Annotated in this window: 9 protein-coding genes; all 9 read right to left on the bottom strand. The window is 64.6% G+C overall.

Annotated features, from left to right (window positions below):
- Nucleotides 1–18: 18 nt before the first annotated feature.
- The 9 genes from EN852_RS21205 to EN852_RS21165 all read right to left on the bottom strand — a co-directional run bounded on the left by EN852_RS21205 (nt 19) and on the right by EN852_RS21165 (nt 12103).
- Entirely contained in the window at nt 19–711 is a 693-nt protein-coding gene (locus tag EN852_RS21205) for a TIGR02453 family protein (protein ID WP_127876770.1), read from the bottom strand.
- Nucleotides 711–2918 carry an NAD-dependent DNA ligase LigA gene (gene ligA, locus EN852_RS21200; RefSeq protein ID WP_127876769.1) on the bottom strand — a complete coding sequence of 736 codons (2208 nt, stop codon included), beginning with the start codon at nt 2916–2918 and terminating at the stop codon, nt 711–713. The genes EN852_RS21205 and ligA overlap by 1 nt, the downstream gene beginning before the upstream one ends.
- A gap of 214 nt (nt 2919–3132) precedes the next feature.
- Nucleotides 3133–4806 (bottom strand): DNA repair protein RecN, encoded by a 1674-nt coding sequence (gene recN / locus EN852_RS21195; protein ID WP_127876768.1) that lies wholly within the window; start codon nt 4804–4806, stop codon nt 3133–3135.
- A gap of 8 nt (nt 4807–4814) precedes the next feature.
- Nucleotides 4815–5684, bottom strand: coding sequence for an outer membrane protein assembly factor BamD (locus EN852_RS21190; protein ID WP_127876767.1), 870 nt, complete (start codon nt 5682–5684; stop codon nt 4815–4817).
- A gap of 201 nt (nt 5685–5885) precedes the next feature.
- Nucleotides 5886–6833 (bottom strand): UDP-3-O-acyl-N-acetylglucosamine deacetylase, encoded by a 948-nt coding sequence (lpxC, locus tag EN852_RS21185; RefSeq protein WP_127876766.1) that lies wholly within the window; start codon nt 6831–6833, stop codon nt 5886–5888.
- A gap of 378 nt (nt 6834–7211) precedes the next feature.
- Complete coding sequence (ftsZ, locus tag EN852_RS21180; protein ID WP_127876765.1) at nt 7212–8873, bottom strand: cell division protein FtsZ; 1662 nt, start codon at nt 8871–8873, stop codon at nt 7212–7214.
- Nucleotides 8874–8940: 67 nt separating this feature from the next.
- A complete protein-coding gene (gene ftsA / locus EN852_RS21175; RefSeq protein WP_112127201.1) occupies nt 8941–10248 on the bottom strand; it encodes a cell division protein FtsA in 1308 nt (435 codons plus the stop codon).
- Nucleotides 10245–11189, bottom strand: a complete 945-nt coding sequence (locus tag EN852_RS21170) for a cell division protein FtsQ/DivIB (RefSeq protein ID WP_127863234.1) — start codon at nt 11187–11189, stop codon at nt 10245–10247. The genes ftsA and EN852_RS21170 overlap by 4 nt, the downstream gene beginning before the upstream one ends.
- Nucleotides 11177–12103, bottom strand: a complete 927-nt coding sequence (locus tag EN852_RS21165) for a D-alanine--D-alanine ligase (RefSeq protein WP_127863233.1) — start codon at nt 12101–12103, stop codon at nt 11177–11179. Before EN852_RS21165 ends, EN852_RS21170 begins: the two co-directional genes overlap by 13 nt.
- Between the last annotated feature and the right edge of the window lie 168 nt (nt 12104–12271).

Here is a 12271-nt window from a genome sequence, read left to right as displayed (position 1 = left end):
GGCCAATGCTACCCGAGGTTAGGCCGCCACAGCCGTCCTCTGGATCGCCCTGCCCCAGTCGAGCAGCGGCTTGGCGCCAAGCGTGAAGTCGACGAGATCGTCGACCAGCGCCGGCGAATGGATCGTCGCCGGATCGATGTCGTGCCGGACCACGAAATGCCGGCTCCGCACCGCTTGGGCGAGATCCTCGTCGCCGACGTCCTCGAAACCGCGCGGCGCCCGCTTCAGGCGATCTTCAGCATCCAGTTCCAGGCCAGCTTTCCTGAGCGACGAGACCATGGCGCGGAACGCGGCCGGCTTGGTGACGATCGCCTTGCGCATCGCCTGCAGCAGTTCGGGCGCCGGCTGCCACCAGGCGACGCCGGCGAAGCAGCGCTCAAGCCCGATATGCACGTAGAAGACGCCCTGCTCCATCTTGGTGCCGTCCGGCGACAGGATGGCCGACAGATGCCGGTTGTAGGGCCGCTTGTCCTTGGAGAAGCGCACGTCGCGATTGATGCGGAACAGCGACCTCTTGCGGTCGCCGCGCAAGCCGAGCTTGGCCGCTTCGAAGCGCGTGGTGAGCGCCTCGACCAGATCGCAGAACGGCCCGTGCAATTCGCTTTCGTAAAGGTCGCGGTTCTCCTGGAACCACTCCCGGCTCTGGTGGAAATCGAGAGCCTTCAGGAATGGGATGGCCTTCTGCCCAAACCCCTTGAACGCGCCCGTCATCAGCCAGCCCTGCCGATGCGCTGCAGCCAGGTATCCTCGTCGATCACCTCGATCCCGAGATCGCTCGCGACTTTCAGCTTCGAGCCCGCGCCTGGACCCGCCACCACCAGGTCGGTCTTGGCCGAAACCGAGCCCGCCACCTTGGCGCCGAGCCGCTCGGCCATCGCCTTGGCTTCCGAGCGCGTCATCTTTTCAAGCGAGCCGGTGAACACCACCGTCTTCCCGGAGACTTCGCTGCCGGCCGAGATTTCCATGACATAGGGTTTCGGGTGGACCTGCGCGAGCAACGCATCCAGCACGTCGTCATTGCGCTCATTGCCGAAGAAATCGCGCAGCGCATTGATCACCGTGTCGCCGATGCCGTTGATCGACGGGAAGACGGTATGCGGATCCTCCGCCTTTGCCGTCTCCTTGCCCACGCGGATCAGTTCCTCGATGGTCGAGAACTGACGGGCAAGCACGGCCGCCGTCGTTTCGCCGATATGACGGATGCCGAGCGCGAAGATGAAGCGGTCGAGTTCCGGCTCGCGCCGCGCGTCGATTGCCGCGAACAGCTTGTCGAGGCCCTCATAGTTGCGCTCCTCGATGCTGCGCACATTCTTGCGCGTCTTGCCTGACGCTTCCTCGCGCAGCCGCGCCTGCTCCTCGCGCCGCTCGGCCAGCGCCTTGGTGACGGCCGGGCGGCGATCCTTCAGCGTGAAGATATCGGCGGCGGTCTTCACCAGCCCCGCATTGAAGAAGAGGTCGATATTTTCCGCGCCCAGCCCCTCGATATCCATCGCGCCACGCGACACGAAATGGCGCAGCCTTTCCACGGCCTGGGCAGCGCAGATCAGCTCCCCGGTGCAGCGTCGGCGCGAATCCACCTTGCCCGTCTTCTCGTTGATCTCGCGCGTTGCCGGCGAGCCGCAGACCGGGCAGGTATGCGGGAATTCGTAAGGCACGGCATTGGCCGGACGCTTGCCGATAACGACGCTGACGATCTGCGGAATGACATCCCCTGCCCGCTGTATGACCACCGTGTCGCCGATGCGCACGTCGATGCCGTCGCGGATTGGCTGGCCGTTGCTGTCGAAGCCTTTGATATAGTCCTCGTTGTGCAGCGTGACGTTCTCCACCACCACGCCGCCGACCGTCACCGGCGCCAGCCGCGCCACCGGCGCCAGCGTGCCGGTGCGGCCGACCTGGATGTCGATCTTCTCGACCGTGGTCATCGCCTGCTCGGCTGGGAATTTGTGAGCGACGGCCCAGCGCGGCTCGCCGGTGACAAAACCCCAGCGGCGCTGCAGCTCGAGCTGGTCGACCTTGTAGACCACGCCGTCAATGTCGTAGCCCAGCGACGAGCGCAATTCCTCGATATGATGGTACTGCGCGATGAGCTCGTCGATCGACTTCGCCCGGACCATCAGCGGGCTGACCTTGAATCCCCACTCCTTGAACTTCTGCACGGAATCGTACTGCGTCGGAGCCGGATCGGCGGTGGCGTAGCCCCAGGCATAGGCGAAGAATTTGAGGTTGCGGCTGGCGGTGACCGACGGATCCTTCTGGCGCAGAGACCCGGCCGCCGTGTTGCGCGGATTGACGTAATCCTGACCGCCTGTAGCCGCCGAGCGCTGCTTCAGCGCCTCGAATTCGGCATAGGTCATATAGACCTCGCCGCGGATTTCGATGACCTCCGGCCAGCCCGAGCCCTGCAGCTTCTTCGGGATGTCGGCAATGGTCTTCAGATTGGCGGTGATGTCCTCGCCGACCGCGCCGTCGCCGCGCGTCGCGCCCTGCACGAACACGCCGTTCTCATAGTGCAGCGAGGCCGACAGCCCGTCGATCTTCGGTTCGGCGGTGAAGGCGATGTCGAGGTCCTTGTCGCGGTCGAAGAAGCGCCTTCCGCGTTCGATGAAATCGGCAACATCCTGGTCGGTATAGGCCTTGGCGAGGCTGAGCATCGGCACCGCGTGGCGGACCTTGGCAAAGCCCTCCGCCGGCGGCGCGCCGACCCGGCGCGATGGCGAATCATCACGCACGAGATCGGGGAAACGCTCCTCGATGGCGAGGTTGCGTCTTGCCAGCGCGTCATATTCGGCATCCGAGATCGTCGGCGCGTCCTCGGTGTGATAGCGCCGGTCGTGCTCGGCGATCTCCGCCGCGAGCCGCTTGAGCTCCTCCGCGGCCTCGCTTTCGCTCAGCGATTCGACTGGTTTTTCCGACATGAAGCGCGGTCCTCGAACAATGCATGTCGCCCAAAAGTGTCGTGCGGTTTTGGGATAACGACATGCATAAAACAACAACCGCCGAGCGCGGCGCGCTTGGCGGCGGGCCACTATAAATCAGGATTCGCCGGCATGAAGTCGGCTTGCGCAAAAATCATTCCTGAACAGCGAGATGCAGCCATCTGCTGACTCAACCTGCCAGCGTCCGGAAATCTCAGGCCGCCGCGGTATTCTCACGCAGCAACCTGTCGGCCGCCGCACGGGCTTCGTCGGTGATGGTGGCGCCGGCCAGCATGCGGGCGATCTCTTCCTGGCGCGCGGCGCGATCCATTTCGGCAATACCGGTGGCGACGCGGTCCTTGCCGCCGGATTTCGAGATCAGGAAATGCGTGGCGGCGCGCGCCGCGACCTGCGGCGCATGGGTGACGGACAGAACCTGCACGCGCTTCGACAGCCGCGCCAGCCGCTGGCCGATGGCGTCGGCCACGGCGCCGCCGACGCCGGTGTCGATCTCGTCGAAGACCAGGGTCGGCGCCGAGCCGCGATCGGCCAGCGCCACCTTCAGCGCCAAAAGAAACCGCGAGAGCTCGCCGCCGGAGGCGACCTTCATCATCGGTCCCGGCCTAGTGCCGGGATTGGTCCGCACCCAGAATTCCACCTGGTCAATGCCTTCTTCCATACGGCTTTCGGCATCGCTTCCCATCTCGACGATGAATTCGGCCCGTTCGAGCTTCAGCGCCGGCAGTTCCGCCATGACCGCCTTGGTCAGGCCCGACGCCGCTGCCTGGCGCAGCGAGGAAAGCTGCGCCGCGGAAATATCGTAGGCCTCGCGCCCCGCGGCGGCCTGCTTTTCCAGCGCATGCAGCCGCTCCTCGCCGGCATCGAGGTCGGCAAGGTCGGCCACCATCGTGTCGCGCAGTTGCGCCAGATCGTCCACCGCGACATTGTGCTTGCGTGAAGCGGCACGCAGCGCAAACAGGCGCTCCTCCGCCTTCTCCAGGCGTTGCGGATCATATTCGGTGGCGCGAAGAGCGGCTTCCACTCCGGACTGCGCCGCATCGAGCGAGATCATCGCCTCGTCCAGCGACTTCACCACATCGTCGAGCAGGCCCGGCGCCTCGCCCGACTTGCGCTGCAGCCGCCGCAACAGGCTGGCAAGCTGCGGCAGCGGCGAGGACGGCCCCGACAGCACATCCTGCGCGTCATGGATCTCGGCGGCGATCTTCTCGACGCGCATCATCTGCGCGCGCAGTTCCGCAAGCTCCGTCTCCTCGCCCGGCTGCGGGTCGAGCTTCGCAAGCTCGGCGACGGAAGCGCGCAAATAATCCGCCTCGCGCGCCGCCGCCTCGACCTTGGCGCGATGCCGGGAAAGCTCCTGCTCGCAGTTTCGCCAGTAGCGCCAGGCCTCGCCTGTGCCGCGCACGGCGCCCAGATGGCCGCCGAAACTGTCCAGCAATTCGCGATGCGCGCCGGGATCGACCAGGGCGCGCTCGTCATGCTGACCATGGATCTCGACCAGCGCGCGGCCGACATCGCGCATCAGCGTGACGCTGGAAGGCTGGTCGTTGACGAAGACGCGAGTGCGGCCGTCGCCGGTCTGCACACGGCGCAGGATGATGTCGCCATCGTCCTCGATGTCGTTTTCGGCAAGCAGCGCGCGGGCCGGATGGTTGCGCGGCACGTCGAACACAGCGATGACCTGGCCCTGCGCCGCGCCATGGCGCACGAGCGAGGCGTCGCCGCGCGCGCCGAGCGCCAGCGACAAGGCATCGAGCAGGATGGATTTGCCGGCGCCGGTTTCGCCGGTCAGCACAGAAAGCCCGGGCAGGAAGTCGATGTCCAGCTTCTCGATCAGGACGATATCGCGGATCGACAGTCTGGACAGCATCGCAAGCTTCAGGCGCCGGTGATCAGCTTCCCGGCCTTGGAGATCCACGATCCGGCATTCTCGCGCGGCTCAAGCCCGTTGCTCTGCAGGAGCTTGTAGGAATCCTTGTACCACTGGCTGTCCGGATAGTTGGTGCCGAGCACCGCCGCGGCCGTCTGCGCTTCCGAGGTCAGGCCCATGGCATAATAGGACTCGGTCAGGCGCGCGAGCGCCTCCTCGACATGGCGGGTGTTGGAATAGGTTTCGACCACGGTGCGGAAACGCTTCACGGCGGCGATGTATTCGCGGCGCTCGAGATAATAGCGGCCGACCTGCATCTCCTTGCCGGCAAGCTGATCGTTGGCGAAGCGGATCTTGTCCTTGGCGTCGGCGACATATTCGGAATTCGGCCAGCGCGTCACCAGATCCTGCATGGTCTGGATGGTCTGGCGCGCTTCCTTCTGGTCCTGGGTGACGTCCTTGATCTGCCGGTAGTAGCTCAAGCCGATGATGTACTGCGCGTAAGCCGCGTCGTCGGTCGACGGATAAAGCGTCAGATAGCGCTTCGCGGTGCCGATCGCCTCGTCATAATTGCCGGCGCGATAGTCGGCGAAAGCCCCCATCACCATCGATTTGCGGGCGAACTCCGAATAGGGATGCTGGCGGTCGACGGCGTCGAACTTCTTGCTCGCCTCGTCGAGACGGCCGGCATTCATATTGGCCAGGCCCTGGTTGTAGAGGACGTCTGCCGGCTCGGTCTGATCGACATAGGTCGCCAGGTTGACGTCCTTCTCGGAGGACATGCAGGCCGACAGAACGAGCGCGGGAGCAACCACCGACAACGCCAGCAAAACATCCCGACGCGGCGTTACCGATTGACCAACTCGCGAAAAAAACATGTTTGGATTCCGCCCCTTCGGCGTCGTTTCGGTCCGGGCCGAAGCCATAGACCATTATCCCCTTGCCCGGCAACGCTATGTCCGGCCAATCGCACATTTTTGTGGCGGCCCGGCGCTGCGCCCGAGCTTGTGCAATTTCAGCGACTCGTGATGCAATCGTGCAACACAAGCCTGACTGCAAAGCCAGAAAACGGTTAAAAATCAGATCACCCAGGGTGCGTAGACCGGCCGGCTGACGGCAATCATCTCCGCGACGCGGCCACGCTCGCGGCGCCGGGTCTCGACAATCTCGAAGGCCGTGTGGTCGGAAAGCAGCCGGCGCAACGCGGACGCGTTCATCCGGTGACCGCCGCGATAGGAGCGGAAACAGCCGATGAAGCGCGCGCCGGCCAGCGCCAGATCGCCCATGGCATCAAGGGTCTTGTGGCGGGCGAACTCGTTGGGATAGCGCAGCCCGCCGACATTGATGACGCGGTTGTCGTCGCCGATGACCAGTGAGTTTTCCAGCGACGAGCCGAGCGCGTAGCCGGCGGCCCAAAGCCTCTCGACATCCTTCATGAAGCCGAAGGTCCGCGCCCGTGCGATATCGCGGCGGAAGATATCGGGGTTGATGTCGGAGGCGAATTGCTGGCGGCCGATCGCCGGGCTCTCGAAATCGATCTCGACCTCGAACCGCGTGCCGTCATAGGGGCGGAATTCCGCCCAGGACGCGCCGGCTTCCACGCGCACCGGCTTGACCACACGGATATAGCGGCGCTTGACCGCCAGCGTCTCGATACCCGCCTGGTCGAAGGCTTCGACGAACGCCATGGCGCTACCGTCGAGAATGGGCACTTCCGAGCCGTCGATCTCGATGATGAGATTGTCGATGCCGAGGCCGAACACCGTGGCCATCAGATGCTCGACGGTGCCGATATGCGCGCCGGCCGGATCGCCGAGCATGGTGCAAAGATCGGTGGCGCCGACTTCCGCGACCAGGGCGCGGAGCTCACGGGTTTCGCTGCCGTTCGAAAGATGGAAGACAATACCCGTATCGGCGTCGGCCGGCAGGAAATGAACGGTGACGGTCTTGCCGCTATGGACGCCGATGCCAGCCAGCGTCGCGCGCGATTTCACTGTCGTCTGATAGTCGTGCAAGAGTAACCCCATAGCCCCAAATGCCTGCGTCCGCTCATCGGCCTTGGGTATCTTGCAGCCAGATGAACGGTCTGGCGCTTCGCATGGAATGCGGCAAAATAAGCAAGAGCATGCGGCTCTGTGTGATCGGCAGGCAGGGCTACTCCCCGAATCCCGGCAAACCGACTTTAGTCCGTGGCGAAGATAATGGCCCGCCCTGGAGACTCCAAATCACGGTTTCTTACCCCGTGTAACCACCGGATTGCGTCAAAAATAAATCGTAAGCCATTGTTTTTAAAAGACTTAACAAAACCAACAGGCAGACGATTTCTCGTCTGCCTGTTAACAAACGTTATATATCGTTAACGATTGGCGGTCCGCCGTATCACGATCGGCGGTCCGCCTTATCGGTCAGTTGGCCTGGCGGCGCAGGAAGGCCGGAATCTCCAACTGGTCGTCTTCCTGGACCGTGCGGGCCTGCGGAGTCAGCCGGCCCTGGTCGTCGAGTTGGCCGCGGCGCGGCGCGTAGAGCTGCGGATCCTGGCTGGCGAGACGGCGCATTTCGGGCGCGGCCTGGCGCAGCTTCGGTTCGCGCGGCTGTGCCGGCTGGAGCCGGGCCGGCTCTTCCTCGCGGCGGGTCAGGCCGTTGGTCAGCCGCTTGATCAGCCCCATCGGACCGCTGTTCTCATGGTCCGCCGGGCGGGTCTTGGCTTCGACCTCAGCCCTTACCACCGGCGGAAAATCCTCCACCCGCGGCATGCGCTGCGGAGCGGCGGCCACTGGCTGCGGCATCTCGCGCTGCGGCGCGGGCTGCTGCATGACCTGCGGCTGCATCACCGGCTGCGGCTGCGGCTGGGCTGGCGGAGCCTGGAAGATCTTGCTCTGCGGCCGGAAGTCGTCGACCGGCGCAGGGCGCGGCTGCGCCATGGCAGCTGCGTTTGCCTCGGCAAGCTGGATCGCCTCCGCGACCGGGTCGATCGCGCGCGGCTCGTAGGCCTGCGGCTGAACCGGTGCCGGGCGGATTTCAGCGACCGGAGCCGCCGCCGGGCGGGCGGCCGGCTTCTGCGGCGCGCGGATCGAGATCGGCGCCGCGGCGATTTCGGCGGCCGACTTGTCGATGCCGGTGGCGACAACCGACACGCGGATCACGCCCTCCAGTTCCTCGTCGAAGGTGGCGCCCAGGATGATGTTGGCGTCCTGGTCGACCTCCTCGCGGATGCGGGTCGCGGCCTCGTCCACCTCGAACAGCGTGAGGTCGCGGCCGCCGGTGATCGAGATCAGCAGGCCCTTGGCGCCCTTCATCGAGGTCTCGTCGAGCAGCGGGTTGGCGATCGCGGCTTCGGCAGCGGCCATCGCGCGCCCCTCACCCGAAGCTTCGCCGGTGCCCATCATCGCCTTGCCCATCTCGCGCATAACCGAGCGCACGTCGGCGAAGTCGAGATTGATCAGGCCTTCCTTGACCATCAGGTCGGTGATGCAGGCAACGCCCGAATAGAGCACCTGGTCGGCCATGGCGAAGGCATCGGCGAAGGTGGTCTTGTCATTGGCCAGCCGGAACAGGTTCTGGTTGGGGATGACGATCAGGGTGTCGACGCATTTCTGCAGTTCCTCGATGCCCATGTCGGCCGTCTTCATGCGGCGCTGGCCCTCGAAGTGGAACGGCTTGGTGACGACGCCGACGGTGAGGATGCCCTTCTCGCGCGCCGCGCGGGCAACGACCGGAGCGGCACCCGTGCCGGTGCCGCCGCCCATGCCGGCGGTGACGAAGCACATATGGGTGTTGGACAGATGATCGATGATCTCGTCGATGCACTCTTCCGCCGCCGCGCGGCCGACTTCCGGCTGAGAGCCGGCACCGAGGCCTTCGGTGACATGCGCGCCGAGCTGGATCAGCCGCTCGGCCTTCGACATGGTCAGCGCCTGGGCGTCCGTATTGGCCACCACGAACTCGACGCCGCGCAGCCCGGCTGTGATCATGTTGTTGACCGCATTGCCGCCGCCGCCGCCGACACCGAAGACGGTGATGCGTGGCTTAAGCTCGGTGATGTCCGGCTTTTGCAGATTGATGGTCATTGTCTCCGTCCTTTGCCTTTCCCGCCGCTTCGCCGCTGCGGCCGCCTATGGGGCTGTCCCCGTCAAATTAAAAACTGTCTCTCAACCACTGACTCATGCGATGCAGTCTTCCGCCCGTTCCGGTCATCCTGAAACCGGAAAGTCCTTTCGCCGAATGGCTCTCGAAGCTCGCCATCTGCGGATAGATCATCAATCCGACCGGGGTCGAGAACGCCGGTCCCTTGGCCGCCTCCGGCAGGCCCGCCACGCCGAGCGGACGGCCGATGCGCACATTGCGCCCGAGAATGCGGCGCGCCGCTTCCGGCAGGCCGGCGAGCTGGCTGGCGCCCCCGGTGAGCACGACGCGCTTGCCGACGGCATTGCCGTAGCCGGACTTGTTCAGCCGGTCGCGCAAAAGCTCGAGCGTCTCGTCGATGCGCGCACGGATGATGCGCGTCATCACCGAGCGCGGTATCTGCGACGGCACGTCGCCTTCCTCGCCGATCGGCTGGATCGAGACGAGGTCGCGGTCGTCGGCGCTCCCAGGCAGCGCCGAGCCATGCATCACCTTCAGCCGCTCCGCGGCATCGAGCGAAGTCGACAGGCCCTTGGCCATGTCGAGCGTCACATGGTTGCCGCCGATGGCAATGGCGTCGCCATGGATGAACTTGCCTTCCGAGAAGACCGAGATGGTCGTCGTGCCGCCGCCCATGTCGATGCAGGCGGCGCCCATTTCGAGTTCGTCGTCGACCAGCGAGGCAAGCCCGCTGGCATAAGGCGTCGCCACCATGCGCTCGACCGACAGATGCGAGCGGTTGATGCAAAGCTCGAGATTGCGCATCGGCGCCGCGTCGCCCGTCAGCACATGCATGTCGACGCCGAGCGCATCGCCCACCATGCCGCGCGGGTCGCGCATGCCGCGCTCGCCGTCGAGCGAGAAGCCGACGGGCAGCGAATGGATCACCTCGCGCTCGGCCCTGAGCGCCTGCTTGGCGCCGGCGGCGAGCACGCGCTTGATATCGACTTCCTCGACCTGATGACCACCGAGATTGATGGTCGCCGAAAAGGCTTCGCTCTTCAGGCGGCCCGCCGTCATGTTGACGATGAGGGAATCGACCGTGAGCCCGGCCATACGCTCGGCCGCGTCGACGGCAAGCCGGATGGCATGCTCGGCGCGATCAAGATCCACCACGACGCCGGACTTCACGCCCTGCGATTTCTGGTGGCCGATGCCGATCACCTGGATGCGGTGGGAACGTCCGCGCAGCAGCTTACCGTCTTCGTTCGGCTTAAGCTTCGCCACCACGCAGCAAACCTTGCTGGAGCCGACATCGAGCACCGTGAGCGTGCCCGACCGGCGTGAAGATTGATCACCACCGCCGCCAAGCCAACTCATATCTTCGTCCCCGCCTTGCGCTTGGCCAGGTTCTTCGGCTTGTCGCTGAGCGCGGCCTCGCGCTGCGTCGCGGCTTCCGGCGAAAGCTCCACGACCAGCCGGTCGGGGAGCCGCATGTCGACAGCAGCGATGTCGCGCGTCAAAAGTCCGTTGTCATGATCGATCTTGACGAGCTCGGCGATTGCCTGGTCCTCGTCGTCTTCCGGCAGCTTGATCGTGATGCCGTTCTCGAGCCTCAGATCCCAGCGCCGTTCGCCGACCCGGATGTAGCCTTTGACCCGCGCCGAGAGCTCGGGATAGCGCTCGATCTTGGCGAGGAAGGCCGGCGCCATCGCCGGCGCGCCGGTGCCGATGATCAGCGGCAGCTGTGCCTGCTTGCCGCCCGAGAACGGCGCGATCACTTCGCCCGACTTTTCGATGACCGAGACCGAAGCGCCCTGCTGCCAGAGCGCGAAGGGCTCGCGCTCCTCGATGCGCACTTCCAGCGTATGAGGGTAGATCTTGCGCACCGCCGCGCCCTCGACCCAGGGCAGGGTCGCGATGCGCTCGCGCGCGGCCTCGGCATCGAAGCCGATCAGTGACGTCCAGCCGTCGAGGCCGAGCCGGTCGAGCACGTCGATTTCGGACGTCTGACGGTTGCCGACCACCTTGATCTGGTCGACGGCAAAGCCGGTGCGAGCCGTGATGCCCTGCACCACGCTGTCGGAGTAGCCGCCAAGAAAAGCGCCATAGGCACTGCTCGACGCGATGAGCGCGGCGGAAAGGATCGCCGCCGAAAAGCGCGGCGCCTCGTACTCGCCGCCACACAGGCGCGCCAGCACACGCACCGGCCGGCGAAGCTGACGCGGCAAGACGAAACGGTCGAACGACAGCGGCACGCCGAACAGCGCGGGACCAGCCGCGTTGCCGCCATTACCCTGTCCCCACCTCAACGCAGACACGAAGCGTCCTCCACCATCCAACTCAACAAATCGCCGAACGAGTGTCCCGCTTGCGCGGCGATTTCGGGCACCAGAGACGTCGGCGTCATGCCCGGCTGAGTGTTGACCTCAAGCCAGACAACCTCGCCGTTTTCGGAGTGACGGTCGTCGTAACGGAAGTCCGATCGGGAGACGCCCCGGCAACCAATGGCAAGATGAGCCTTGAGGGCCAGTGTCTGTATTTTTTGGTAAATATTCGGTGAAATTTTAGCAGGGATTTCGTGTTTTGATCCGCCGGGCACGTATTTTGAATCGTAGTCGTAGAAGGAATGCCCGGTCGGAATGATCTCGCAGACGCCGAGCGCCACATCGCCCATCACCGCACAGGTCAATTCGCGCCCATGGATGTAGCGCTCGACCATGACGGTCTCGCCATATTGCCACTCGGTTGAGCCGATCACCTGCGGCGGATGCGACTGCCCTTCATGCACGATCACGACGCCGAAGCTCGACCCCTCATTGACCGGCTTGACCACATAAGGCGGCTTCATCGGATGCTTATTCTGAACAGCGAAGCGGTTGACCACCTTTGACTCCGCGACCGGAATGCCGGAAGCCTTGGCAATCTTCTTGGCCTGCTCCTTGTTCATGGCCAGCGCCGAAGCGAGCACGCCCGAATGGGTGTAGGGAATTGCGAGATATTCGAGAATTCCCTGGATGGTGCCATCCTCGCCGAACGGACCGTGCAGCGCATTGAAGGCAACGTCAGGTTTGAGCTCGGCAAGCACAGACCCGACATCGCGCGAAACGTCGACGCGGGTGACCTGATAGCCTTCAGTCTCGAGTGCATCCGCACACGCCTTCCCCGAGGACAGAGACACGGGCCGCTCCGAGGAAAATCCCCCCAAGAGAACAGCCACATGCTTCTTCTTCATTCCCGTCACCCCTCTCACGCCGGGCCTGCAACCGATATTCCCGCACCGCATCCCTACGCATTGAGTCCGAGTCTTCCGGCAGGTTGCCCCCCAGACGGAAAACGCGACTGAACGCGTCGAACGACTCAAATCAGGAAACGCTTCAGGGCAGAGAATCAGAGAGTTGAT

It is taken from the genome of Mesorhizobium sp. M2E.F.Ca.ET.209.01.1.1 (genome assembly GCF_004010375.2).
GTDB lineage: Bacteria > Pseudomonadota > Alphaproteobacteria > Rhizobiales > Rhizobiaceae > Mesorhizobium.
This window is presented reverse-complemented; position numbering and strand designations above follow the sequence as displayed.